The organism is Kitasatospora sp. YST-16, assembly GCF_026802215.1.
In the GTDB taxonomy this organism is placed as follows: Bacteria; Actinomycetota; Actinomycetes; order Streptomycetales; family Streptomycetaceae; genus Kitasatospora; species Kitasatospora cineracea.
This window is the reverse complement of record NZ_CP113837.1, coordinates 5,323,486-5,346,724: the sequence shown is the minus strand read 5'-3', so window position 1 is coordinate 5,346,724 and position 23,239 is coordinate 5,323,486. Positions and strand designations below refer to the sequence as shown.

Genomic DNA, 23,239 nt, shown 5'->3' with positions numbered 1-23,239 from the left:
ATTGATGTTCACCGAAGCCGTCCGCGCCCTGGCCTCCTGCCAGCGCGCGGTCATCGTCGCCCTGGCCCTGCTGCCGGTGCTCCTGGTGACGGCGGCCTGCCTGCCCGCCGTCCTGCTGCTGCCCGCCTTCCCGGGCGGCGTCCGCCGGCTGACCGTGCTGCTGGCCCAGCTCCGGCGCTGGACGGGGGAGGTGCTGACCCGGAGTCAGCCCGGCAGCGCCGCCGTCAGGTCGATCTCGACCAACTGGCCGGTGTAGCCGAGGGCGGCGACGCCGAGCAGGGTGGAGGCGGTGGTGAGGGCGGGGGCGAGCGGGGAGGCGGCCAGGCGGTGCCAGGCCCCGGCGAGGACCTCGCTGCGGTCGCCGACCACGTAGACCACCGAGCGGACCACCCGCTCCGGCCCGATGCCGATCGCGGCCAGCGCCGTCAGCGCGTTGGCCACCACCTGGTCGATCTGGGCGTCCAGGTCTCCCGCGCCGACCAGCTTCTCGTCCGCGTCCAGCGGGCACTGCCCGGCCAGGTGCGCGGTGCGCCCGGCCTCCACCACCGTGATGTGCGCGTAGCCGGAGGTGGGGTGGAGTTCCGCCGGGTCGATGCGCGTGATGTCGGTCATCCGGCGATTCTCACCGGTGCGGCGGCCCGGCGGCACCCGGTTTCCCGCCGCCGCCCGACCGACGCCCGGCCACCACCCGGCCGCCGCCCGACCGCCGCCCGTTCGTTGCGGCCACCGCTCAGTCGTCGTCCCGGGCGTGCCGCGAAAGGGCCGAGGACGCCAGCGAGTTGTGGATGGAGAAGGCGACGGTGCCGGGCAGGTAGCGGTCCTGGGACCACTCGACGGGGGTACCGGTGGGGTCGGTGGTGCGGCGCTTCTCGCGCAGCAGCGGGCTGCCGCGGCGGCAGGAGAGCAGCCGGGCGTCGTCGGCGTTGGCGGCGACCACGTCGATGGTGTGGTCGGCGTCGGTGAACAGGATGCCGTGCTCGCGCAGGGGTTCGGTGTGCGAGACCACGTCGGGCGGGAGCTGGGCGACCACCTCGCCGACCCGGGGCGGGTAGACGGTGCGCTCGACCATGACGGGGGTGCCGGAGAGGGTGCGCAGGCGGAGCGTCACGTAGACCTCGGTGCCGGGTTCGAGGCGCAGTTGCTCGCGTTCGGCGGCGTCGGCGGGGCGGCGGATCAGCGATTCGAGCCGGCCGCCGGGCTCCTCGCCCATCGAGCGGGCCCAGTGGGTGAAGGAGAGCAGCTCGGAGAAGGACTGGACGCGGGCGCTGCCGAGGACGACCCGGCGGGTGCCGCGGCGGGAGGTGACCAGCCCGTCGGCGCGCAGCATGGCGAGGGCCTGGCGGACGGTGCCGCGGGAGACGCCGTACTGCTCGGCGAGGGCGCCCTCCGCCGGCAGGCGCCCGGCTTCGCCGAACGAGCCGGAGGTGATCGCTTCGCGCAGGTCGGCGGCCACCTTGCGGTAGAGCGAGCCGGCGGCGCGGTCCTGGTCGAGTGCCACGTGCGTCGAGTTCCCTTGGTCGGTGGGGAGCCCGGCCGGGGAGCCCGGCCGGCAGGAGGCCCGGCCGGCAAGGAGCCCGGCCGGCAAGGAGATTGGGCCGTGTCCGCGCCGTGATCGCGCGTACACCACGGACTCTAGCCCTTGCGGCCGGTGCCTCCGGCTCCGGGCGCGACCGTTCCCGCAGCCGACCCCCGGCCTGGGCCGTCCGTTCACCTTCCCGTCACCGGCCTCGGGCGTACTTGCTTCCGGCGCCGGAAGTTGGCTGGCCAACTTGGCCGGACAACCGGCCGCGCCGCGCACCGAACACTCCCGTGATCTCTGCAGCTCCACTTCCTCCAGGAGACCCTCCCGTGACCGTGCACCGCCACCGCGCCGCCGCCCTCGCGGCCGTGCTGACCGCTGCCGCGCTCTCCCTCTCCGCCTGCGGCTCCGCCGGCTCGACCGCCAAGTCCGGCGACGCCGCGAAGGGCGGTGCCAAGGACGCGAAGACCGCGACCTCGCTGGCCGACTTCGGCGGCATGGACGGCCTGGTGGCCGCCGCGAAGAAGGAGGGCAAGCTGCACGTCATCACCCTCCCGCGCGACTGGGCCAACTACGGCAAGCTGATGGACGGCTTCAAGGCGAAGTACGGCATCGAGATCGAGGACGAGAACCCGGACGGCTCCAGCCAGGACGAGATCAACGCGATCAAGTCCCGCAAGGGCCAGGACCGCGCCCCGGACACCGTCGACCTCGGCTCGGCGTTCGCGCTCTCCGCCGCGAAGGAGGGCATCCTCGCCCCCTACAAGGTGGCCGGCTTCGACAAGATCCCCGCCACCATGAAGGACCCGAACGGCCTCCAGGTCAACGACTACGGCGGCTACGTCTCGATCGGCTGCGACGCCAAGAAGGTCGCGGTCTGCCCGAAGACCTTCGCCGACCTGCTCAAGCCGGAGTACAAGGGCCAGGTCGCCCTGAACGGCAACCCGACCAAGTCCGGTTCGGCGTTCGGCGGCGTGTACGCGGCCGCGCTGGCCAACGGCGGCTCGCTGGACAACATCCAGCCCGGCATCGACTTCTTCGCCAAGCTGAAGCAGTCCGGCAACTTCAACCCGGTCGAGTCCACCCCGGCCACCGTCGAGAAGGGCGAGACCCCGATCTCGATCGACTGGTCGTACCTGAACGCCGGCTACACCGACGAGTTCAAGGGCAAGGGCGTCGACTGGCAGGTCGCCGTCCCCACCGACGGCTCCTACGCCCAGTACTACAGCCAGGCCATCAACAAGGACGCCCCGCACCCGGCGGCCGCCCGCCTGTGGATCGAGTACCTGTACTCGGCCGAGGGCCAGAACGGCTTCCTGGGCGGCTACGCCACCCCGGCGCTGTTCGACGCGATGAAGGCGGACGGCACCCTGGACGCCGCCGCCGCGGCCAAGCTGCCGGTCGTCGAGAAGCCCTTCACCACCTTCCCCAGCCCGGAGCAGGTCGACGCGGCCAAGAAGGTCGTGACCGACAACTGGGCCAAGGCCATCGCGGGCTGATCACCGACATGACCACGGCTCCCACCCCGGTGCCGGCCCCGGCCGCCGCTGACCCCAGCGGCGGCCCGGGGGCTCCCGGCGCCGCCACCGCCTCCCCACCCCGCGCCCCGCCCGGCGCCGCCCGCGCGGCGGTGCCTGGCTGGCCACCGTGCCGCTGCTGGCCTTCTTCCTGATCGGCTTCGGCCTGCCCGCCGTCGCCATCGTCACCGGGGCGTTCACCGTCTCCAGCGACGCGGAGACCGGCGCCGGCTCCTTCACCACCGCCAACCTCACCGACTCGGTGCAGGGCGCGTACTGGACGGCGCTGCTCTCCAGCGTGAAGCTGTCCGCGCTGACCGCGCTGATCGGCACCGTGCTCGGCGTCCCGATCGCCCAGGCCGTGCTGACCTCCCGCTTCCGGCTGCTGCGCGAGGCGGTGCTGACCGCCTCCGGCGTGCTCGCCAACTTCGGCGGCCTGCCGCTGGCGTTCGCCTTCGTCGCCACTCTGGGCAACGCGGGCGAGGTCACCAAGATGTTCCACCTGACCGACCACGGCTGGTCGCTGTACAGCTTCTCCGGCCTGACCGTCACCTACCTGTACTTCCTGGTGCCGCTGATGGTGCTCACCATCACCCCCGCGCTGGAGGGCCTGCGGGTCCAGTGGCGCGAGGCCGCCCAGAACAACCGGGCCACCGCCCTGCAGTACTGGCGGCACGTCGCGCTGCCGATCCTGTTCCCCTCGCTGCTCGGCGGCTTCGTGCTGCTGTTCGGCTCCGCGTTCGCCGCGTACGCCACCGCCGCCGCGATGGTCGGCGCGACCGTCCCGCTGATCAGCCGTCAGATCGCCGACGCGCTCTCCGGCAACGTGCTGGTCGGCCAGGGCAACCTGGCGCTGGCGCTCAGCCTGGACATGATCATCGTGGCCGTCCTGGTGATGGCCGTCTACCTGCCCCTCCAGCGCCGGAGTGCCCGATGGCTCAGCTGATCTCCCGCCTGCGGGTCTGGCGCGGCGCGGTCCTGCTGCTGGCCGGCCTGTACTTCCTGGTGCCGCTGGCCGCCTCGGTCTGGTTCTCGGTCGACGACCCGAGCGGGATCTCCTTCGACGCCTACACCGGCCTGCTCTCCGCCCCCGGCTTCACCGACAGCCTGGTGCTCACCCTGGAACTCGCCGCCGTCACCGTCGTGGTGCTGCTGCTCCTGCTGGTGCCCGCGATGATCGCGGTCCGGCTCGGCGCGCCGAAGCTCCGCCCGGTCCTCGAAGTGGTCTGCACCCTCCCGCTGGTGGTGCCGCCGGTCGCCCTGACCGCCGGCCTGATCGGCGTGCTGCGCTGGGGCCCCGACTACCTGATGGACACGCCGTTCTTCCAGACCTTCGTGTTCGTCCAGCAGCCGGAGTTCCCGCTCGTCCTGGTCATCGCGTACGTCCTGATGGCCCTGCCGCTCGCCTACCGCGCCCTGGACTCCGGGCTGCGCGCCGTGGACGTGCGCACCCTGGTCGAGGCCGCCCGCAACTGCGGCGCGAGCTGGCCGCGGGCCGTGCTCTCGGTGATCGTGCCGAACCTGCGCGGCGCGCTGCTGAACGCCGCCTTCCTCACCCTGGCCCTGGTCCTGGGCGAGTTCACCACCGCCTCGATCCTCGGCTACCAGCCCTTCGCGGTGTGGATCTACTCGGTCGGCAACAGCCAGGGCCAGATGTCCGTCGCGGTGTCCGTGCTCAGCCTGCTGATCACCTGGGTGCTGCTGCTCCTGCTGGCCGCCGCCGGCCGCGAGCGCCGCCACAAGACCGCCGCCACCTCCTGAACCGCTCCCGGAGACCGCCACCCATGAGCACCGCCACCACCCTCCTCGCCAAGGACGCCGCCACCGGCAGCGCCACCGTCGAATTCCGGTCGCTGCGGCGGCAGTTCGGCGCCACCACCGCCCTCGACGGCCTCGACCTGACGGTCCGCCCCGGCGAACTGCTCGCCCTGCTCGGCCCGTCCGGCTGCGGCAAGACCACCGCGCTGCGGATCCTGGCCGGCTTCGAGACCCACGACTCCGGCGAGGTGCTGGTCGACGGCGAGGACATCACCCGGATCCCCGCCCACCGGCGCGACGCCGGCATGGTGTTCCAGTCCTACAGCCTCTTCCCGCACCTCACCGCCGCCGACAACGTCGCCTTCGGCCTGCGGATGCGCGGCGTCGGCAAGGCCGAACGGCTGCGCCGCGCCCAGGAGTTGCTGGAACTCGTCGGCCTCCCGCAGCGCGCCGCCCACTACCCGCACCAGATGTCCGGCGGCCAGCAGCAGCGCATCGCGCTGGCCCGCGCCCTCGCCCTGCAGCCGCGGGTCCTGCTGCTCGACGAGCCGCTCTCCGCCCTCGACGCGAAGGTCCGGCTCGCGCTGCGCGAGGAGATCCGCCGCCTCCAGCAGGAACTCGGCATCACCACCCTGTTCGTCACCCACGACCAGGAGGAGGCCCTCTCGATGGCCGACCGGGTCGCCGTCCTGCGCGCCGGCCGCCTCGAACAGTGCGCCACCCCCTCGGAGTTGTACTCCCGGCCGGCCACCGCGTTCGTCGCCGAGTTCGTCGGCACCATGAGCCGCATCCCGTGCTCGCGCACCGCCGACGGCCAGGTCGAGGTGCTCGGCCGCCGCCACCCCGTGGACGGCGCCCTCCCCGCCGACGGCGACCTGCACGTCCTGGTCCGCCCGGAGAACGTCCGGCTCACCCCCGCCGAGGACGGCACCGCCCTGGTCGTCGCCGCCTCCTTCCTCGGCGCCGTCACCCGCCTCACCGTCCGCCTCCCCGACGGCACCGAGATCAAGTCCGACCTCCCCACCGAAACCGCCGCCACCCTCCCCCTCGGCAGCCACGCCGCCCTCACCCTCCCCGACCGCCCCGTCCTGGTCGACCACGCCCCGACCACCCCCTCCTGACCCCACACCCCCCGCGCCCCCTCCCGCGCCCCGCCCCACCCCTCCATCTCACGCCCTGCCAGGGGCGCGAGGAACTGCGCGCAGCGGCAGGCACCGACCCGACACCCGCCCACCAAAAGCCAGTTGCACGCCGCTCCACGCCCCGCCCTCGCCCTTCCAGCCCCTCCGCCACCCTTCCCCCGCCCCGCCAGGGGCGCGAGGAACTGCGCGCAGCGGCAGGCACCGACCCAACACCCGCTCACCATCAGCCAGTTGCACGCCGCTCCACGCCCCGCCCCGTGCGTGCCCGAAGACCCCCGTAAGGTACCGCCATGCCTGCACCCCGCCCCGCCGCCGTCCTGTTCGACATGGACGGGACCCTGGTCGACACCGAGCACCTGTGGTGGCAGGCCGCGGCCGAACTCGCCGCCGAACTCGACCTGACCCTCACCGACGCCGACCTCCCCGACGTCCTCGGCCGGGCCGTCGAGCACACCGCCGCCCACCTGCACCGCAGCAGCCGCACCTCGCGTCCGGAGGCCGACCTGGTCGCGCACCTGAACGACGCGTTCGCCGCGAAGGTCGGGGCCGAGATCGTCCCCCGCCCCGGCGCCCTCGCGCTGCTCGCCGCGCTGCGCGCCGCCGGCGTCCCGACCGCGTTGGTCTCGGCGTCCCCGCGCCGGGTGGTCGACCTGGTGCTGGACGCGATCGGCCCGCACTGGTTCAGCACCACGCTGGCCGCCGAGGACACTCCGCGCACCAAGCCCGCCCCGGACCCGTACCTGGCCGCGGCCGCCCGGCTGGGCCTGGCCCCGGCCGTCTGCGTGGCCGTCGAGGACACCCCGACCGGTGTCGCCTCCGCCCGCGCGGCGGGCTGCCCGGTGCTGGCGGTGCCGTCGGCCGTCCCGATACCGGCCGTCGCGGGCACCACCGTGCTGGACAGCCTGGTCGACGCGGACCTGCCGTTCCTCGCGGCGCTGGCCGCCCCCGCCGCCTGATGCCGTACCTGCTGCTGGCCCTGGCGATCGCCAGCGAGGTGTGCGCGACCAGCCTGCTCAAGCTCACCGACGGCTTCTCCCGGCTGTGGCCGAGCCTGGCGGTCGCGGTCGGCTACGTGCTGTCGTTCGCCCTGCTCGGCCGGGCCCTGCGGCACATCCCGGTCTCGGTCGCGTACGCGGTCTGGTCGGGCGCGGGCACGGCCGCCGTCGCGGCGATCGGCGCGTCCTTCTTCGGCGAGTCGCTGGGCCGCCCGCAGTGGTGCGGCATCGCCCTGGTGATCGTCGGCGTGGTCCTGCTGAACCTCCGCTCCACCCACTGAGCCACCGCAGCCCGCAGCCCGCAGCCCGCGGCCCGCGCCGTGCTCACCCCACCTGGTCCGCCTCCAGTTCGGCCCGGAGGGCGGCCAGGGTCGCGGCGAGGCGGGCCAGGTCCCCGGGGGGCACCGACGCGGTCAGCGCGGCGGTCTCGGCCTCCACCACGGGGCGGGCCGCGGCCAGTTGCGCCTCGCCCTCGGGGGTGAGCCGGAGGAGGGAGGAGCGGCGGTCCTCGGGGTTGGCGACCCGCTGGCACCAGCCCGCCTCCACCAGCCGGTCGACCGCCTTGCTGACGGCGCCCACCGTGATCGCGACCTCGGCGACGAGATCGAGGACGCGGCACCCGGGCACCCGGTCGATGATCTCCAGGAACTCGAACTGCCCGAGCGCCAGGCCCTGTTGGGCGCGCAGCCGGGCATTCACGGCGTTGTAGAGCCGGGTCTCGACGCGGATCAGGTCGACGAGGACCGGAGTGACGTGGCTCACATTTCCCCCAATTGATTCCCAGGAATCTTCTTCTCTGGAATACGGTTCAGGTCAGTAGATGCATTCCTAGGAATCCATCCTCGCACACCGACCCCTTTGGAGGCCCCCGTGTCCCGTCAGCAGCGCGAAGCCCTGGACGCCCTGCTCCGCTCCGTCCCCCGCCCCGAGACCCCGCCCACCCCCGAGGAGCAGCGCACCGGCTTCGCCCTCGGCGTCGGCCGCCCCGCCCCGGAGGGCGTGGCCGTCCGCCGGACCGTCCTGGGCGGCCGTCCGGCTCTGGAGCTGGAGCCCGCCGGTGCCGCCGACCACGGCCGGCTGCTCTTCCTGCACGGCGGCGGCTACCTGGTGGGCTCGCCGGACACCCACGCGGGGCTGGTCGGCGAACTGGCCCGCCGCGCCGGGCTGCGCGCGGTCTCGCCGGACTACCGGCTGGCCCCCGAGCACCCCTTCCCCGCCGCCGTCGACGACGGGCTCGCGGCCTACCGCGAGCTGCTGGAGTCGGGCACCGACCCGCGGAGCCTCGTCCTGGCCGGCGACTCCGCCGGTGGCGGGCTGGTCCTCGCCACCCTGCTCGCCGCCCGCGGCGCCGGGCTGCCGCTGCCCGCCGCCGCGGTCCTCTTCTCGCCCTGGGTCGACCTCACCCTCGCCGGGGCGAGCTACCGCTCCCGGAAGGAGGCCGACCCGCTCTTCACCGAGGCCGACATCCGCGCCTACGTCGACCACTACCTCGGCACGGGCGACCCGGCGGACCCCCTGGCCAGCCCGCTGTTCGCCGACCTCACCGGGCTGCCGCCGCTGCTCGTCCAGGTCGGGACGAACGAGCTGCTGCTCGACGACGCGGTCCGGCTGGCCGCCCGCGCCGCCGAGCAGGACGTCGCGGTCACCCTCGAAGTGGAGTCCGGCCTCCCGCACGTCTTCCAGCAGCAGTTCGGCCGCCTCGACGAGGCCGACGCCGCCCTGCAGCGCGCCGCCCGCTTCCTCACCGCCCACCTGGACGCCGCCCGCCTCGACGCCGCCGTCCTCGCCCCGGCCCACTGAACCGGCCGCCGAACCGGCCCGACCGAACCGGCTCGGTCCGGTCAAGGACCCGGCCCGACCCGCTACTTGAGCGTGCCGCGCAGCGCGTCGACCCGGTTCGCGGAGGCGGTGAAGTCGTTGCGGTCCAGTTCCCCGGAGGCCAGCCCGGCGGCGAGGGCGGCGGCGGCGCCGTCGCCCTGGGCGACGTCCCGGCCGGAGCAGAGCAGCAGGTCGACGCCGGCCCGGGCGACGGCCATCGCCCGCTGGCCGGTGCCGCCGACCGGGTCGAGGGCCTTGGCCTCCAGCGCGTCGGTGATGGTGACGCCGTCGTAGTGCAGGCGGCTGCGCAGCTCGTCGCGGACGATCGTGCCGGACATGCCGGCGGGGGTGCCGGGGTCGAGGGCCGGGTAGACCGCCCAGGAGAGCATCACCAGTTTGACGCCGGCGGCGATCGCGTCCCGGTAGGGGCGTTCGTCGGTGCTGCGCAGCTGGTCGAGCGACAGGCCGAGGGTGACGGGTTCCTCGTCGGTGTTGGCGCCGGCGGGGGCGCTGCCGAGGCCGGGGAAGTGCTTGGCGGTGGCGGCGACCCCGGCGTCCTGCTGGGCCTTGACGAAGGCGGAGCCGAGCCGGCCGACGGTGGCGGGGTCGGTGCTGTAGGAGCGCTGCGCGGAGTCGGCGAAGTCGCCGGGGGTGCGGTAGACGTCCAGCACGGGCGCCAGGTTGAGGTTGAGGCCCTGGTCGGTGAGCGCGGTGGCGGCTTCGCCGCCGGTGCGGGTGGCGGCGGCGAGCGGGTCGGCGGCGCGGCCGACGTCCTTGGCGGACTGTTCGGGCCCGCCGGGCACCCGCCGGACGAGTCCGCCCTCCTGGTCGGTCATCAGCAGCAGCGGGCGCGGGCTGGGGCTCTGCTGCTCGGCCTCGCGGAGCCGGGCGACGGCGGTGCGCAGCGCGGTGCCGCCGCTGCCGACGTTCTCGGCGAAGAAGATCACCCCGGCGACCCGGCCCTCGCGGACCCGCTGGAGCAGCGCGTCGGGGACGGTGGTGCCGGGGTACGAGTAGACGATCCGCTGCCCGACGAGCCGGGCGTCGCCGGGGCCGGCGGTCGGCGCGGGGGTGCTCGGCCCGGGCGTGGGCGTCGGCGTCGGCGTCGGCGTGGGCGTCGGGCTCGGGCTCGGAGTGGGGGTCGGGGACGGCGTCGGGCTGGGGCCGGGACTGCTCGGTTCGGCGCTGCCGGTGGTCGTTCCGGCGCCGCCGGAGGGGCTGCTGCTGCCGCCGCCGCTCCCGGAGGAGCCGCAGCCGGTGAGCAGCGCCAGTCCGAGGGTGAGCACTCCGAGCGAACGCACTGACCGCAACATGCCATCAGATAAGCACGCCGGGACGGCCCGAACCAGTACCGCGCGGCCCCGGGGCGTCGCCGGGGCCGCGCGGTCACCGCCGGTGGGCGGCCGCCGGGGTCAGCGGGCGGCCAGCAGCGCGGGCAGTTCGGCGATCGAGGCGAGCACGTGGGTGGCGCCGTCGGCGCGCAGCCGGGGCTCGTCGTGCGCGCCGGTGAGCACGCCGGCCACCACCGAGGCGCCGGCCCGGGTGCCGGTGAGCATGTCGTAACCGGTGTCGCCGGCCACCGCGACCTGCCGCACCGAGTCGGTGCGGGTGCGCAGCAGGGCGGTGAGCGCCAGGTCGGGGTGGGGGCGGCCGCGGCCGGCGTCGGCGGGGCAGAGCGTCAGGTCGGCGATGTCCTGCCAGCCGAGCGCGGCCAGGATGCGGTCCTGGGTGGTGCGGGAGAAGCCGGTGGTGAGCGCCACCTTCCGGCCCTGGCCGCGCAGTTCGGCGATCGCCTCGGCGGCGCCGGGCAGCGCCTCGCAGCGGCCCTGGTCGACCAGGGCGTCGTAGGCGGACTCGAAGGCGAGGTTGGCGCCCTGGGCGCGGTCCTCGTCGCCGAACAGGTGCCGGAAGACGGAGATCTTGGACTCCCCCATGGTGGCCCGGACGTGCGCCAGCATGGCGGCGTGCTCCGGGCTGCCGGTCTCCACCCCCTGGGCGCGGGCGGCGGCGGCGAAGGCCAGCTCCACCAGGCCGTCGTCGGCGACGGTGGTGCCCGCCATGTCGAGCACCACCAGGGTCACATCGTGCGTGGTCATGTTCAGCCTCTGTCGGTTCACGGAAGGATGGGCGGGCGGGGCCGGGCGGGGGCTCAGAGCCCGGCGGCGTCCGCGGTGGCCTCGGCGATGGCCGGGGAACAGGTCATGCCGCGGCCGCCGGGGCCGGTCACCAGCCAGGCGGTGTCGGCGAGTTGCTGGCGGTGGACGACCCGGGCGGGGTCGGTGCACTGGGCGTAGACGCCGGCCCAGCGGCGGCGGGTCCGGGGCAGCGGGCGGCCGAGCAGGTCCGCGGCGACCTCGGCGAGGTGGTCGTACGGGTCCTCGACCACGTCGAAGCCGAACGGCTGGTCGTACTCGTGGGTGTCGCCGACGGTGAGTCCGCCGTCCTGGCGCTGCACCATGAGCAGCTGCATCCGGTGCTGTTCGGCGACGGGCGGCTGCGGCTGGCCGGCCCGCAGGGCGTCCAGCTCGGGGCCGGCGAAGGCCGGGTAGTAGCGGAAGGAGTCGCCGTCGGCGACGGAGGTGGTGAGGGTCTCGCCGAGCGGGTCGGTCTGCATCATCTGCAGGCGGACGCGGCGCACCGGCAGGTCGGGGGCGAGTTCGCGGACGAGCCCGCCGAGCCAGGCGCCGGTGCACAGCAGGACGAGGTCGCCCTCGTGCAGCTGCCCGTGGTCGTCGCGGACGGCGCGGTCGCCGACCAGGTCGCGGACCTCGCGGCCGGGCAGGAAGGTGTAGCGGCCGGTGGCCTCCAGCGCGGCGCGCAGCGCGGGCTGGGCGAGGCGGGGTTCGACGGCGGCGTCCCGGGTGCAGTGCAGGCCGGCCAGGTAGCGGCCGCGCAGCGCCGGGTTGAGGGCGCGGACCTGGTCGGGGCCGAGCAGCCGGTAGCCGCGGGACTCGGCGTCGGGGAGCTTCAACGCGGCTTCGGCGACGGCGAGTTCGGCCTCGGTGCGGGCCAGGGTGAGCGAGCCGTTGGGCCGGAACCACAGGCCGGGGACGCGGGCGCCGATCTCCTCCCACAGCTCGCGGGCCCGCAGTGCGGTCGCCAGTTCCGGCCCGGCGGCCCGGCCGCTGACCCAGACCAGGCCGAAGTTGCGGACGGAGGCGCCGCGGGCCTCGGTCTCGCGTTCCAGGTGGACGACCTCGTGGCCGCGTTCGACGGCCTGCCAGGCGTGCATGGTGCCCAGCACGCCCGCTCCTACGACGATGACTCTCATGCGGACAGGCTCGGGCGCCGAGGTGGCCGCCAGTGGTCGGACTCCCGTCGCGGAGGTGAACCGCCCGCAAGAGTTGTCCATACAACCTGGCCACCCGGGCGTCCGTGGCACGGCACCCGCGCCCGCCTCGGCGCAGCACGCGCGCGTGCAGGTACTCGCGTCAGCGCAGCACGCGCGCGTGCAGGTACTCGCGCCGCCCGAACCGCGGCTCGTCCACCGCCGTCAGCTCCTCCACCTGGAAGCGGTACAGCGCGGCGGCGCCCCGCCCGGCCAGGAACTGGGCGGCGACCTCGGGGTCGGCGGCGAACGACGGGTAGCGGCTCCGGTAGGCGGCCAGCGCCGCCTCGGCCTGCCGCCCCCAGGCCTCGCCGGCGCTGCCGGTGAGCTGGATGCCGCGCAGCTGCTCGCCGTAGGCGGGCGGCTGGAGGTGGACGGTGGCGGCGGCCCGGGCCTCCTCGGCCAGGTGCAGGCTGTGCCGGGTGGAGCGCTCGCTGACGAAGTACAGCACCAGGTCGGAGTCGAAGGCGTAGAAGGCCAGGTTGGCGTGCGGGCCGCGCTCGGGTCCGGCGGTGGCGAGGCTGAGCACCGTGCTGTCGGCGAGCAGGCCCTCCACCCCCTTCCCGAGCTCGTCCGCGGGCCAGTTCCCCTGGATGACGTCGAGTCGGTACGGCATGGCGCGTCCCTCCGCAGAGCTGCAGGAAAAAGCGAGCCGGGCGGGGGAGTGCTCCCCTGCCCGGCTCACATGCTCTCCCCGTGCGGCGCGGGGGCACAAGAGGCCGGCCGGCCCGGATCGATCAGGCCCCGAGGGCCCCCGGACCAGCCCGTTCAGGCCGCTCCGGCTCCCAGGAAGGACCCGAGCGGGCCGGTCCTGAGCCGGTCGACCAGCGGCGCGGCCCGTCCGGCGAGCGCGGCCAGCGGGAGCGCCACCAGGATGCCGACCAGCGCGGCGACCAGCACGTCGTGCGGGTAGTGCGCGCCGACCCAGACCCGGGAGGCGCCCATCAGCACGGCGGCGGCCAGCGCGATCCAGCCGAGCCGGCGGTCGGCGTACCAGAGCGCGGCGGCGGCGGAGAACGCGGCCACCGTGTGGTTGCTGGGGAAGGACCAGTCGCCCACCGGCGCGCAGGACTCGATCACGAAGCTGCCCGGCAGCTGCTGGCACGGCCGGACCTCCTCGACCAGCGACTTGAGCACCGAGTTGACCAGGTAGGCGACCACCATGATCAGCGGCGAGGCCAGGACCCGGGCCATCACCACCGAGTCGGCGGCCCGGGCCCGCCACCAGGCCCAGAGCATCAGCAGCGCGAACACCACGATGCCGTACGCGGACCAGGCCTTGACCAGCTGGTCGAACCAGTGCGGTGCGGACTCGGCCCACCCGGTGACCCGGGTGTAGAGGCCGCCGTCGATGCCGCTGCCGTCGTAGGCGAGCAGGCGGGCGGGAGAATGAACATTCGGGATCACAGGGACAACATGTACCAGAACGGGCGCGGCGGACGGCGCACTCACCGCTCCGAGCGACAGGGTCAGGGGCAAGGCTGGCGGACCTCCCATTACGTTGGAGGGCGTCCGTACGGGGACGCACCCCAGCGTCTACAGTGCTGTAGACGTCCACAGGACTGTAGACGAATCCCGGAGGTTCGCGCGACATGACGGACACGCCCGCCCGTCGGCCCGCGGGAGAACTCGAGGCCCAGGTCCTGGCCGCCCTCTGGGCCGCCGACGGCCCGCTCACCCCGCAGCAGGTCCAGCACGTCCTCCCCGCCGACCTGGCCCGCACCACGGTCGCCACCATCCTGGCCAGGCTGCACGAGAAGGGCACCGTCTCCCGCACCAAGGCCGGCCGGGCCTTCGCCTACACCCCGACCGTCCAGGACGCCGACGGGCTCGCCGCCCGGAGGATGCGCACCGAACTCGACCGCGGCCGGGACCGCTCCACCGTGCTGGCCCGCTTCGTCTCCGACCTCTCCGGCGAGGACGAGCGCCTGCTCCGCGAACTCCTCGGGGAACAGCCGTGACCATCGCCATCTGGGCCCCGCTGCTGCTCCCGCTGCTCGCCGCCCCGCTCGCCCGCCGGCTCGCCGACCAGCTCGCCCCGCGCGCCGCCGCCCTCACCCTGGCCGCCACCGCCGTCGCCCTCGGCACCGCCGCGCTGGCCTCGCTCGGCCTGCTCACCGTCACCGGCCTGCTGCACCTGCCCTACGGCGCCGCCCTCGCCCACCTCTCCCCCGCGCACTGGCACCCCAGCGAACTCTCCGAGTTCGAATGGGTGCCCACCGCGGCCGCCGCCGCCCTCGCCCTGCTCACCGTCACCGTGCTGGCCGCCCGCACCGCCCGCCGCCAGCTCGCCGACCTGCGCCGGGCCCGCGCCGCCACCGGCGACCTCCCGGCCGGCCCGCGCGCCCTGCTCCGCCGCCCCGGCCCCGCCGCCCTCACCGTCCTCACCGACGACCGCGCCGACGCGTACGCCCTGCCCGGCCGCCCGCCCCGGATCGTCGCCACCACCGGCATGCTCGCCGCCCTCACCGGCCCCGAACGCGCCGCCCTGCTCGCCCACGAACGCGCCCACCTCGCCGGCCGCCACCACCTCCTGCTCGCCGCCGCCGAGTACGCCGCCGCCTGCCACCCCGCCCTGCGCCCGCTGCGCCCCGCCCTCGGCTACCACCTGGAACGCTGGGCCGACGAGTGCGCCGCCACCGCCGTCGGCGACCGCGCCCTGACCGCCCGCGCGATCGGCCACGCCGCCCTCGCCGCCGCCCGCACCCCCGCCGCCCCCCGCCCCGGCCTCGCCCCCGCCGCCACCACCGGCCCGGTCCCCCGCCGCGTCCGCGCCCTCCTCACCGACCACCGCACCCCGCCCACCCCCCGCCGCGCCCTGCGCGTCCTCGCCGCCCTCGCCCTGGCCGGCTGCCTCGCCGCCACCACCGCCGCCGCCGCCGAAGCCGGCCACGACTTCCACCAGGCCGTCGAAACCGCCCAGGGCGACCCCGCCGCCCGCTGACCGTTCCGCCCGGGGCCCCGCCCCTCTTCGCCCCACTGCCGAGAACCGCCCGGTCTCCCCCGGCCCCCGTCCCCCGACGACTCTTTTTGCCCACCCGGTACACCCCCGCCGAACCCCCGTACGCTGGCTGCGGGACGGCGAGACGGGGGAACGGCATGCAGCGGACCGACGGCGGCGGCACACCCGCCCGCGCCTCCCTCCGGACCGTCCCGCCGCAGTCCTGCGAGCATCCGCAGCATCCGCAGCGCCCGGAGATAGGCGACTCCTGGGCCCGGCTGCGCCGTCTCGGGCTGGACCCGGAGCGCGGCCGGCCGGCCCGCCACCTGCGTCCCGCGGAGCTGGAGGAGACCCGCCGGGCCACCGGCCTGGAGCAGGTGCTGCCGGTGCTGCGCTCGGCCCTGTTCGGGCCGGGCGAGCCGGCCCCGGTGGTGCTCGCGGTGGCCGACCCGAAGGCCCGGGTGCTGTGGCTGGAGACGGACCGGCGGCTGCGCCGGGACGCCGACGCGATCGGCTTCGAGCCGGGCGCGCTCTGGTCCGAGGACGAGGTCGGCACCAACGGGATCGGCCTGGCCGCCCGCACCGCCCGCCCCAGCACCGTGCACTCCGCCGAGCACTACCTGCGCAGCCACCGCGGCTGGACGTGCGTGGGCGTCCCGGTCCGCGACCCGCGCACCGGCCGGCTGGCCGGCGTGATCGACCTGAGCGGTCCCGCCACCGGCGACCACCCCTACCTGCGGCAGCTCGCGCTGACCGCCGCCCGGCTCGCCGAGACCGAGCTGCGGGCCGGCCACCTGGAGGCGCTGCACCGGCTGCGGACGGTCGCGGTGCCGCTGCTGGCCCGGTTCGGCGGCCCGGCCCTGGTGGTGGACGGGGCGGCTGGACGGCCGCCGCCACCGGCGTGCCCGGCCCGCCCCGGCTGGCCCCGCCGCCCGGCGACTGGGGCAGCGGCGGGGTGCACTGGGTGCCGACGCTGGGCGAGTGCGCGGTGGAGCCGCTGGCCGACGGCTGGCTGGTGCGCCCGGCCGCCCCGCGCCCGGCCGCGCTCGCCGAGCAGGCCGGGGCCGCCGCCGTCGAGCTGGACCTGCGCCGCCCCGCCGGCCCCGAGCTGCGGGTGCGCGGCAGCGCGGGCGCCTGGTCGCACTCGCCGAGCCCCCGGCACGCCGAGCTGCTCCTGCTGCTGGCCCTGCACCGGGACGGCCTGAGCGCCGCCCGGCTCGCCGAGGCGCTGTTCGCCGACCCGGCCCGCACCGTCACCGTCCGGGCCGAGCTGTCCCGGCTGCGCCGCCACCTGGGCGCGCTGCTGGAGGCCCGCCCGTACCGGCTGGCGGCCCGGGCCGAGGTCGCGGTGCTCGGGCCGGACGACCCGTACGACCTGCTGCCCGGTTCGGCCGCCCCGGCCGTCCGGGAGGTGCGGGCCGCGCTGGCCGGGGGTGCGCTGCGGCTGCCGGGGCGGTCCGGCGTTGCTCAGCCGCCGGCCAGCAGTTCGGCCAACTCCTCGTCGCTGGGCAGCAGTTCGGCCGCGCCGCCGTCCGGCACCACGGTGTAGGTGCGTTCCAGCCAGGCTCGCACCTGCGGCCGGGACGCCTCCAGCAGGGCGCTGCCGTGCGGCGACTCCAGGGCCAGGTGCAGGGTCGCGCCGTGGCACGGGCAGGACGCGGGCCACAGTTTGACGTCGCCCTGGCCGCTGAGCGCCTCCAGGCCGTCGCGCAGCAGGTCGCGGGAGAAGACCCAGTCCGCCTCGTCGGGACGCCCCAGGTGGAAGGTCAGCCGCACCTCGTGCGGCGCGGCGGCCGCGTACCGGAACCGGGTGCGCACCTCACCGACCAGGTCCTGGTCCAGGGCGATCCGCAGCAGCAGCACCTCCTCCACCACCGCGGGGGGCACGGCGGCGCCGTCCCGGTCGCCGCCCATGGGGGTGGCGGCGACCGGCTGGTCGGAAGGGGCGGGCAGCGGGTCGCACGGCATGACGATCTCTCCGAAGCGGCTGGGTACGGCACCAGCGTGCTCCGGCGCACGGCCGCTCGCAACGGTTGCAGGGGGTTGCAGGGGGTGTTCCGGATGGCCTGTTCAGGCCACCTCGCACCACCGGCGCGCTCCAACTCGCCGGTCCGGCAAGGGACTCGATTCGGCCGCCGGGTTTCGCCCGGGATCTGGCGGTCCGTCAGACCGCTGGTAGTCTCGTCCCTCCCGCCCCGTTCGCCCGGGCCCGTCCGGGCCGCGCACGGGGTGCGGTGTCGCATGCGGACCTGTCAGGAAGGGGAGCCCGGTGGCGCTCCGCGAGCACTCCAGGCCCGTTCCCGCGGGCCGGTCGGGACGGCACGGCCGGCCCGGGCCCTTCGGCGGGCGGCTGCGGCTGCCCACCATCCGCTTCTCCGGTGCGGCGATGGCGATGTCCACGGTGGTCGGGATCAGCCTGGCCACCACCTGGCTGCTGAACGAGCAGCAGCAGGTCGGCCGCCGGATCGGCGTCACCGTCGGCGGCCCGCCCGTCCCCAGCCCGGACGCCACCCCCGCCGAGAGCCCCGCCCCCGCGCCGGGCAGCACCCTGCAGGCCGCCCCCGCGACGGCCGGCGGCGCCCCCGCCACGCCCACCGGCCGCCCGAGCGACCGTCCCGGCACCGGCACCGGCACCGCCAGCCCGACCGCGGCCACCGCCTCCGCCCCGCCCCTGCGGCTCGCCGAGGACGCCGCCGCCACGGCCACCCCGTCGCCCGCCGCGTCCTCGCCCTCGTCCACTCCCGCGCCCGCCGGCTCGCCGTCGCCCTCGGCCACCCGGCCGGCCCCGCTCGCCCCGGCCCCGTCCGCCTCGTCCTCGCCCTCGCCGTCCGCCAAGCCCACGCCGTCCGCCCCCGCCGCGCTGCCCGGCACCCTGCACGGCACCGCCCGGGTGGACGCCCTGGGCCCCACCGGCACCCGGCACACCCTGCGGCTCGACCTCGACGAGGCGATGACGGCGCTCCAGGTCGAGTTCCGCCTCAACCGCCCCGCCGCACTGCCCGGCAGCACCCCCGCCACCGACCTCCCCGGCGCGGTCGTCACCGTCGCCCTCGAACGCGACACCCTGGTCTACCGCTTCACCACCCCCGCCGACCTCCCGCTGCGCCCCGGCAGCTACACCTTCACCATGACCGGCGCCACCGCCCAGCCCGGCGCCGCCCCGGCGGCCCCCGAGACCTGGACCGCCTCCGCCTTCGCCCTCCCCACCAGCCGCGCCCTCGCCGCCCGCGGCACCTTCTAGGCCAGCACCGTCCGTGCCCCGGTCGGCGGACGGCCGGGGCACGGGCGGGCTCCGCCCTAGAACGCCGCCCGCACCGCCCGGGTGCGCCGCAGGTCGTCCGTCGCGTCGGCCAGGTTGCGCCGCAGCGTGGGCGTCAGCGCGGGGTCGGCGAGGACGGCCTCGGCGGCGGCGACCACCTCGGGGGCGGTCTGCGCGGACGGGAAGAGCGCCTGGCCGAGCAGCTTGGCGACCGCGTCGGTGCGGTCGGCGACCTCGGTGATCCGCGCGAAGAAGCGCAGCGCGTAGGCGTGCTGCCGGTCCGGGTCGCCGGAGGCCCAGAAGCCGCGGGCGGTGGCCTCCAGGACCCGGTTGGAGACGCCGTCGGGGGTGAACAGCAGCTCCCAGGCGTCGGCCTTGGCGTCCTCCCCGGGCCGGGCGGCCCGGGCCCGGGCGGCGCCGAACTCCGCTTCGCTGCCCGGTTCGCGGGCCGCCTCGGCGGCGATCGCGTCCTCGTCGAGCCGCCCGAGCGCGGCCAGCCGGGCCAGGCCGGCCCAGCGCAGTTCCGGTCCGACGGGCAGCGCGCCGGGCGCCGCGTCGTCCGTCAACCATCCCTGCAGCTCGGCGAGTTGGTCGTCACCGCCGCTGCTCTCGACGGCGGCCCGCAGCGCGGCCAGCCGGATGCCGTGGCTGCCGTCGCCGGCCAGCAGGGCGCGGGCGGTGCGGCTGACGGCGGCCAGGCCCTCGGCGCGGCGCGCGGGGGGCAGGTAGCGGCCGGCCACGTGGGTGCGGGCGAAGGTGAGGACGGTCTCGACGATGCTGTCGGAGGTCTCGGCGGGCAGGTGGCGTTCCATCAGGTCGAGGTAGGCCGCGGGGTCGAGTTCGGCGTCCCGGACCAGGTCGCGGGCGTGCTCCCACAGGACGGCGCGGGTGACGTCGTCCTCGATCGCCGACAGCGACTGCGCGACGGCCCGCCAGGAGTCCGCGTCCAGGCGGATCTTGGCCCAGGTCAGGTCGCCGTCGTTGGGGACGACCAGGGTCGCGCCGGCCTCGACCAGGGCGGGGACGGCGACCCGGCGGCCCGGGCCGAGCTCGACCGGGACGCGGCCGGCCGGGACGACCCGGCCGTCCTCGACCCGGTAGCCGCCGACCTCGATCAGGTGCGGCCGGCTGCCCTCGTTGACGACGGTGAGCGCGGTCAGGGTGCCGTCGGCGGCGCGCTCGGCCTCGGCGCGCAGCGTGTCGACGCCGCTGGTGCGCAGCCAGGCGTCCGCCCAGCCGGGCACGTCGCGGCCGCTGCTGGCGCTCAACGCGGCCAGGAAGTCCGGGAGTTCGGCGTTGCCGTAGAGGTGGTCGGCGAAGTAGGCGTTCAGGCCGGCGAAGAAGGCGTCGTCGCCGAGCCAGGCGACCAGCTGGCGCAGCGCGGAGGCGCCCTTGGCGTAGGAGATGCCGTCGAAGTTGACCATCGCCTCGGCGACCGAGCGGGTGCCGTTGCCGGCCACCGGGTGGGTGGAGCCGCGCTGGTCGGCGTCGTAGCCCCAGCCCTTGCGCTGGGCGGAGAACGCGGTCCAGGCGCCGGTGAAGCGGGTGGCCTCGACGGCGATCCGGTAGCCGAGCATCTCGGCGAACGACTCGTTCAGCCACAGGTCGTCCCACCAGCGCATGGTGACCAGGTCGCCGAACCACATGTGGGCCATCTCGTGGCAGACCACCATGGCGCGGGTCTCGTGGTCGGAGGCGGTGGCCGGGGAGCGGAACAGCATCTCGTCGCGGAACACCACGCAGCCGGGGTTCTCCATCGCGCCCCAGTTGAACTCGGGGACGAACGCCTGGTGGTACTCGCCGAACGGGTAGCGCTCGTCGAAGAGCTGGTGCAGCCGGTCCAGCGAGGCGGCCGTCACCTCGAACAACTCGGGCGCCTCGCGGTCGAGTTCGGCGGCCAGCGAGCGGCGGGCGTGCAGGCCCAGCGGGATGCCGTCGTGCTCGCCGCGCACCGAGTGCAGCGGGCCGCCGACCACGGTGAACAGGTAGGTGGAGATCGGCTTGGTCGGGGCGAACCCCCAACTGCCCTTCTCGCCGCGGACCTTGGCGCCGTTGCCGACCAGGGTCCACCCCTCGGGGGCGGTGGCGGTCAGCGTGAACGGGGCCTTCAGGTCGGGCTGGTCGAAGCAGGCGAACACCTTGGCCGCCAGGTCGGGCCCGCAGGTGGCGTACACGTACACCTCGCCGTCGGCCGGGTCGGTGTACCGGTGCAGGCCCTCGCCGGTGCGCGAGTAGCGCATCTCGGCCTCGACCAGCAGTTCGTTCTCGGCGCGCAGCGCGGGCAGCGCGAGCCGGTTGCCGTCCAGCGCGGTGGTGTCCAGCGGCTGCCCGTTCAGGACGGCGCGCCGCAGGACGGCGGGTTCGACGTCGACGAAGCTGTCGGCGCCGGGCTCGGTGCAGCCGAACCGGATCACGGTGGTGCTGCCGAACCGCTCCGGGCCGCCGGTCAGGTCGAGGTCGACGGTGTAGCCGCGGACCTCCAGCAGGCGGGCACGGACAGTTGCTTCGGATCGTTGCAGTGCTGGCATGCCCGCATGCTCGCCGAGCCCGCCCGGCCCGGGCAAGCGGGTGCGCGCCGGATTCGCTCGCGGCGTATCCCGGCGGGCGCGGCGGGTTGGCTAGGGTGGGAACGGCGAATCGAGGAGGAGCACGTGACGACTGTTCTGGTCCAGGGCGGCAACGCACCCCTGGCGTCGGCCCGGGTCGTGGTCGAGGTCACCGCGCCCACGCGGCTGGACGTCTCCGGACTGCTGCTCACCGCGGCCGGCAAGGTCCGCTCGGACGCCGACTTCGTCTTCTTCAACGCCCCGCAGGGCCCCGGCGTCACCCACCGCCCGGCGGCCGGCGGCGCCCCCGACGCGATCGCCGTCGACACCGCGGCCGTCCCGGGCGAGATCACCCGGATCGTGGTCACCGCCTCGCTCGACGACCGGCGCGCCACCTTCGCGGGCACCGAGCCCACCGCGACCGTCCGGGACGCCGACACCGGCCGCGAACTGTTCACCTTCACCCCGCCGCGGCTCTCCCGCGAGACCGCCCTGGTCGTCGTCGAGGTCTACCGGCGCGGCGCCGAGTGGAAGGTCCGCGCCGTCGGCCAGGGCTACGCCAACGGCCTGGCGGGCATCGCCACCGACTTCGGCGTCGCCGTCGAGGACGCACCCCCGGCGGCCGCCGCCGCCACGGCCCCCGCCGCACCCCCGGCCCCGACCCCGCCCGCGGCCCCGCCGATGCCGGGCGCGGCGCCGCAGGGGCCCGCGGCCCCGCCCCCATGCCGTCCGGCTCCCCCGCCGTCGGCAAGATCACCCTCGACAAGGGCCGGGTCAACCTGGTCAAGGGCGGCTCGGTCTCCCTGGAGAAGGCCGGCAAGCCCTTCCTCGCCTCGGTCCGGATGGGCCTCGGCTGGGAGCCCGCCGGGCGCGGCCGCAGCATCGACCTCGACGCCTCGGTGATCGCCTTCGACGCCCAGCGCAACAAGATCGACACCGCCTGGTTCATGAAGCTCTCCGTCTTCAACGGCGCGATCGCCCACTCCGGCGACAACCTCACCGGCCGCGGCGGCGGCGACGACGAAGCCATCACCGTCCACCTGGCCGGCCTGCCCCCCGAGGTCTGCGGCCTGGTCTTCGTCGTCAACTCCTTCTCCGGCCAGAAGTTCACCGACATCAAGAACGCCTACTGCCGCCTGGTCGACGCCGGCACCGACGAGGAACTCGTCCGCTTCGACCTGGCCCAGTCCGAACCCCACACCGGCGTCGCCATGTGCAAACTCGTCCGCCAGTTCTCCGGCGAGTGGGTCATGACCGCCCTCGGCGAGTACGTCGACGCCAAAACCGCCCGCAGCATGGTCAAACCCGCCGCCGCCATGCTCTGAACCACCCCGCCACCGCCCCCGCACGCCGACGGGGCCCGCGACAGTGGGTCGCAGGCCCCGTACGGGAGTCGGGCGGGCGTCAGCCGCGGGTGGCCATCGCCCGCAGGAAGAAGGTCAGGTTGGCGGGGCGCTCCGCGAGGCGGCGCATGAAGTAGCCGTACCACTCCTGGCCGTAGGGGAGGTAGACCCGCATGGTGTTGCCGGCCTCGGCGAGGCGGAGCTGCTCCTCGGGGCGGATGCCGAAGAGCATCTGGTACTCGAAGGAGGTGGTGTCGCGCTTGTTCCACTCGGCGAGCTGCCCGGCGATCTTGATCATGTTGGGGTCGTGCGAGGCCACCATGGGGTAGCCCTCGCCGGCCATCAGGACCTTGAGCGCGCGGACGTACGCGAGGTCGACGTCCCGCTTGCCCTGGAAGGCGACCGACTCGGGCTCCTTGTAGGCGCCCTTGCAGATCCGCACCCGGGAGCCCGCGCCGGAGAGGTCGCGGCAGTCGGCCTCGGTGCGGCGCAGGTACGCCTGGAGGACGACGCCCAGCCAGGGGAAGTCGGCGCGCAGCTCGCGGGCGATGGCCAGGGTGGAGTCGGTGGTGGTGTGGTCCTCCATGTCGAGGGTCACGGTGGTGCCGGCGTCGGCGGCGGCCTGGCAGATCCGGCGGGCGTTCTCCAGGGCGATCTTCTCGCCGTCCACGGGGAGGAACTGGCCGACGGCGGAGAGCTTGACGGAGACCTCGGCGTTGGCGGCGAGGCCGGTCTCCTTGAGGGCGGTCAGCAGGTGCTCGTAGGCGAGGGCGGTGCCGGCGGCCTGGTCGGCGTCCTTGGTGTCCTCGCCGAGGTGGTCGAGGGTGACCTTGCGGCCGCTGGCGACCAGCGTCTCGGTGGCGCTCACGCCCTGGTCGAGCCGGTCGCCGGCGACGAAGCGCTCGACGATCGCGTGGGTGGGCGGGAACTTCTCGACCATGGTGCGCACCTGCGGGGAGCGCGAGGCGGCGAGGAGGGCGGAACGGAGCATCGTGGACTCCCGGCGAAGCGGATCAGCTGGTGGAGAAGAGGGGGCGACGGCCGGCCGGGGGTGGTGGCCGGCCGTCGAGGGG

At 75.5% G+C, this 23,239-nt stretch carries 24 protein-coding genes and 1 pseudogene; 14 read left to right on the top strand and 11 right to left on the bottom strand.

The annotated features are described in order from the left end of the window. The first annotated feature begins 4 nt into the window (after positions 1-4). Positions 5-256 carry a hypothetical protein gene (locus OU787_RS24260; RefSeq protein ID WP_123562905.1) on the top strand — a complete coding sequence of 84 codons (252 nt, stop codon included), beginning with the start codon at positions 5-7 and terminating at the stop codon, positions 254-256. Here OU787_RS24260 and OU787_RS24255 read toward each other — a convergent pair. Next, positions 205-612, bottom strand: a complete 408-nt coding sequence (locus tag OU787_RS24255) for a RidA family protein (protein ID WP_030459286.1) — start codon at positions 610-612, stop codon at positions 205-207. The genes OU787_RS24260 and OU787_RS24255 overlap by 52 nt on opposite strands. Positions 613-730: 118 nt before the next feature. Next, entirely contained in the window at positions 731-1,498 is a 768-nt protein-coding gene (locus OU787_RS24250; RefSeq protein WP_123562909.1) for a GntR family transcriptional regulator, read from the bottom strand. Positions 1,499-1,848: 350 nt separating this feature from the next. On the opposite strand from OU787_RS24250, the gene OU787_RS24245 reads away from it, so the two are divergent. The 6 genes from OU787_RS24245 (at position 1,849) to OU787_RS24220 (ending at position 7,212) form a co-directional block, all read left to right on the top strand. Then, positions 1,849-3,018, top strand: coding sequence for an ABC transporter substrate-binding protein (locus tag OU787_RS24245; RefSeq protein WP_268660504.1), 1,170 nt, complete (start codon positions 1,849-1,851; stop codon positions 3,016-3,018). A gap of 148 nt (positions 3,019-3,166) precedes the next feature. Then, complete coding sequence (locus tag OU787_RS24240) at positions 3,167-3,982, top strand: ABC transporter permease (RefSeq protein WP_442788541.1); 816 nt, start codon at positions 3,167-3,169, stop codon at positions 3,980-3,982. Beyond that, positions 3,970-4,797, top strand: coding sequence for an ABC transporter permease (locus OU787_RS24235; RefSeq protein ID WP_030459282.1), 828 nt, complete (start codon positions 3,970-3,972; stop codon positions 4,795-4,797). The genes OU787_RS24240 and OU787_RS24235 overlap by 13 nt, the downstream gene beginning before the upstream one ends. A 23-nt stretch (positions 4,798-4,820) precedes the next feature. Beyond that, positions 4,821-5,915 carry an ABC transporter ATP-binding protein gene (locus OU787_RS24230; RefSeq protein ID WP_268660503.1) on the top strand — a complete coding sequence of 365 codons (1,095 nt, stop codon included), beginning with the start codon at positions 4,821-4,823 and terminating at the stop codon, positions 5,913-5,915. Between the two features lie 311 nt (positions 5,916-6,226). After that, positions 6,227-6,892, top strand: coding sequence for an HAD family hydrolase (locus tag OU787_RS24225; RefSeq protein ID WP_268660502.1), 666 nt, complete (start codon positions 6,227-6,229; stop codon positions 6,890-6,892). Further along, positions 6,892-7,212 (top strand): DMT family transporter, encoded by a 321-nt coding sequence (locus OU787_RS24220; protein ID WP_030464330.1) that lies wholly within the window; start codon positions 6,892-6,894, stop codon positions 7,210-7,212. Before OU787_RS24225 ends, OU787_RS24220 begins: the two co-directional genes overlap by 1 nt. Positions 7,213-7,255: 43 nt before the next feature. Here OU787_RS24220 and OU787_RS24215 read toward each other — a convergent pair whose 3' ends face one another. Beyond that, the gene (locus OU787_RS24215; protein ID WP_268660501.1) at positions 7,256-7,693 is read right to left on the bottom strand and encodes a MarR family winged helix-turn-helix transcriptional regulator; all 438 of its coding nucleotides are present in this window, start codon (positions 7,691-7,693) and stop codon (positions 7,256-7,258) included. A gap of 108 nt (positions 7,694-7,801) precedes the next feature. Here OU787_RS24215 and OU787_RS24210 point away from each other — a divergent pair, with 108 nt between their 5' ends. Further along, positions 7,802-8,731: an alpha/beta hydrolase gene (locus OU787_RS24210; protein ID WP_268660500.1), complete on the top strand. Its 930-nt coding sequence runs from the start codon at positions 7,802-7,804 to the stop codon at positions 8,729-8,731. 62 nt (positions 8,732-8,793) lie between these two features. Here the strand turns inward: OU787_RS24210 and OU787_RS24205 are convergent, their stop codons facing one another. From OU787_RS24205 to OU787_RS24185, 5 genes are all read right to left on the bottom strand, one after another. Next, positions 8,794-10,050, bottom strand: coding sequence for a glycoside hydrolase family 3 N-terminal domain-containing protein (locus OU787_RS24205; protein ID WP_268660499.1), 1,257 nt, complete (start codon positions 10,048-10,050; stop codon positions 8,794-8,796). 111 nt (positions 10,051-10,161) lie between these two features. After that, positions 10,162-10,845, bottom strand: a complete 684-nt coding sequence (locus OU787_RS24200; protein WP_030464326.1) for a phosphonatase-like hydrolase — start codon at positions 10,843-10,845, stop codon at positions 10,162-10,164. A 53-nt stretch (positions 10,846-10,898) separates the two neighbouring features. Then, positions 10,899-12,020 carry a TIGR03364 family FAD-dependent oxidoreductase gene (locus tag OU787_RS24195; RefSeq protein ID WP_268660498.1) on the bottom strand — a complete coding sequence of 374 codons (1,122 nt, stop codon included), beginning with the start codon at positions 12,018-12,020 and terminating at the stop codon, positions 10,899-10,901. Between the two features lie 160 nt (positions 12,021-12,180). Beyond that, the gene (locus OU787_RS24190) at positions 12,181-12,693 is read right to left on the bottom strand and encodes a pyridoxamine 5'-phosphate oxidase family protein (protein WP_030464324.1); all 513 of its coding nucleotides are present in this window, start codon (positions 12,691-12,693) and stop codon (positions 12,181-12,183) included. A gap of 152 nt (positions 12,694-12,845) precedes the next feature. Next, complete coding sequence (locus tag OU787_RS24185; protein WP_030464323.1) at positions 12,846-13,484, bottom strand: phosphatase PAP2 family protein; 639 nt, start codon at positions 13,482-13,484, stop codon at positions 12,846-12,848. A gap of 185 nt (positions 13,485-13,669) precedes the next feature. Here OU787_RS24185 and OU787_RS24180 point away from each other — a divergent pair, with 185 nt between their 5' ends. From OU787_RS24180 to OU787_RS24165, 4 genes are all read left to right on the top strand, one after another. Next, the gene (locus tag OU787_RS24180) at positions 13,670-14,038 is read left to right on the top strand and encodes a BlaI/MecI/CopY family transcriptional regulator (RefSeq protein WP_030464322.1); all 369 of its coding nucleotides are present in this window, start codon (positions 13,670-13,672) and stop codon (positions 14,036-14,038) included. Further along, positions 14,035-15,021 carry a M56 family metallopeptidase gene (locus OU787_RS24175; RefSeq protein ID WP_268660497.1) on the top strand — a complete coding sequence of 329 codons (987 nt, stop codon included), beginning with the start codon at positions 14,035-14,037 and terminating at the stop codon, positions 15,019-15,021. Before OU787_RS24180 ends, OU787_RS24175 begins: the two co-directional genes overlap by 4 nt. A 155-nt stretch (positions 15,022-15,176) precedes the next feature. Continuing rightward, positions 15,177-16,223 carry a GAF domain-containing protein gene (locus OU787_RS24170; protein ID WP_268660496.1) on the top strand — a complete coding sequence of 349 codons (1,047 nt, stop codon included), beginning with the start codon at positions 15,177-15,179 and terminating at the stop codon, positions 16,221-16,223. Beyond that, positions 16,133-16,567: a hypothetical protein gene (locus tag OU787_RS24165; protein WP_268660495.1), complete on the top strand. Its 435-nt coding sequence runs from the start codon at positions 16,133-16,135 to the stop codon at positions 16,565-16,567. The genes OU787_RS24170 and OU787_RS24165 overlap by 91 nt, the downstream gene beginning before the upstream one ends. Here the strand turns inward: OU787_RS24165 and OU787_RS24160 are convergent. Continuing rightward, positions 16,486-16,986 (bottom strand): SsgA family sporulation/cell division regulator, encoded by a 501-nt coding sequence (locus OU787_RS24160; protein WP_051817187.1) that lies wholly within the window; start codon positions 16,984-16,986, stop codon positions 16,486-16,488. The genes OU787_RS24165 and OU787_RS24160 overlap by 82 nt on opposite strands. Positions 16,987-17,287: 301 nt before the next feature. Here OU787_RS24160 and OU787_RS24155 point away from each other — a divergent pair, with 301 nt between their 5' ends. Continuing rightward, on the top strand, positions 17,288-18,259 hold the full coding sequence (locus OU787_RS24155; RefSeq protein ID WP_030461496.1) for a hypothetical protein: 972 nt from the start codon (positions 17,288-17,290) through the stop codon (positions 18,257-18,259). 56 nt (positions 18,260-18,315) lie between these two features. Here the strand turns inward: OU787_RS24155 and pepN are convergent, their stop codons facing one another. Further along, positions 18,316-20,805 carry an aminopeptidase N gene (gene pepN, locus OU787_RS24150; protein ID WP_030461495.1) on the bottom strand — a complete coding sequence of 830 codons (2,490 nt, stop codon included), beginning with the start codon at positions 20,803-20,805 and terminating at the stop codon, positions 18,316-18,318. A gap of 135 nt (positions 20,806-20,940) precedes the next feature. Between pepN and OU787_RS24145 the strand changes: the two are divergent. Beyond that, positions 20,941-22,148: pseudogene (locus tag OU787_RS24145) on the top strand (TerD family protein). A 79-nt stretch (positions 22,149-22,227) separates the two neighbouring features. Here OU787_RS24145 and OU787_RS24140 read toward each other — a convergent pair. Then, positions 22,228-23,157, bottom strand: a complete 930-nt coding sequence (locus tag OU787_RS24140) for a proline dehydrogenase family protein (RefSeq protein WP_030461493.1) — start codon at positions 23,155-23,157, stop codon at positions 22,228-22,230. Positions 23,158-23,239 lie beyond the last annotated feature (82 nt).

What these genes read in the sequence shown, in the direction of transcription:
- OU787_RS24260 (WP_123562905.1), top strand. Translation starts at nt 5, where the DNA reads ATGTTCACCGAAGCCGTCCGCGCCCTGGCCTCCTGCCAGCGCGCGGTC.
- OU787_RS24255 (WP_030459286.1), bottom strand. Translation starts at nt 612, where the DNA reads ATGACCGACATCACGCGCATCGACCCGGCGGAACTCCACCCCACCTCC.
- OU787_RS24235 (WP_030459282.1), top strand. Translation starts at nt 3,970, where the DNA reads ATGGCTCAGCTGATCTCCCGCCTGCGGGTCTGGCGCGGCGCGGTCCTG.
- OU787_RS24230 (WP_268660503.1), top strand. Translation starts at nt 4,821, where the DNA reads ATGAGCACCGCCACCACCCTCCTCGCCAAGGACGCCGCCACCGGCAGC.
- OU787_RS24225 (WP_268660502.1), top strand. Translation starts at nt 6,227, where the DNA reads ATGCCTGCACCCCGCCCCGCCGCCGTCCTGTTCGACATGGACGGGACC.
- OU787_RS24220 (WP_030464330.1), top strand. Translation starts at nt 6,892, where the DNA reads ATGCCGTACCTGCTGCTGGCCCTGGCGATCGCCAGCGAGGTGTGCGCG.
- OU787_RS24200 (WP_030464326.1), bottom strand. Translation starts at nt 10,845, where the DNA reads ATGACCACGCACGATGTGACCCTGGTGGTGCTCGACATGGCGGGCACC.
- OU787_RS24195 (WP_268660498.1), bottom strand. Translation starts at nt 12,020, where the DNA reads ATGAGAGTCATCGTCGTAGGAGCGGGCGTGCTGGGCACCATGCACGCC.
- OU787_RS24190 (WP_030464324.1), bottom strand. Translation starts at nt 12,693, where the DNA reads ATGCCGTACCGACTCGACGTCATCCAGGGGAACTGGCCCGCGGACGAG.
- OU787_RS24180 (WP_030464322.1), top strand. Translation starts at nt 13,670, where the DNA reads ATGACGGACACGCCCGCCCGTCGGCCCGCGGGAGAACTCGAGGCCCAG.
- OU787_RS24170 (WP_268660496.1), top strand. Translation starts at nt 15,177, where the DNA reads ATGCAGCGGACCGACGGCGGCGGCACACCCGCCCGCGCCTCCCTCCGG.
- OU787_RS24160 (WP_051817187.1), bottom strand. Translation starts at nt 16,986, where the DNA reads ATGCCGTGCGACCCGCTGCCCGCCCCTTCCGACCAGCCGGTCGCCGCC.
- pepN (WP_030461495.1), bottom strand. Translation starts at nt 20,805, where the DNA reads ATGCCAGCACTGCAACGATCCGAAGCAACTGTCCGTGCCCGCCTGCTG.
- OU787_RS24140 (WP_030461493.1), bottom strand. Translation starts at nt 23,157, where the DNA reads ATGCTCCGTTCCGCCCTCCTCGCCGCCTCGCGCTCCCCGCAGGTGCGC.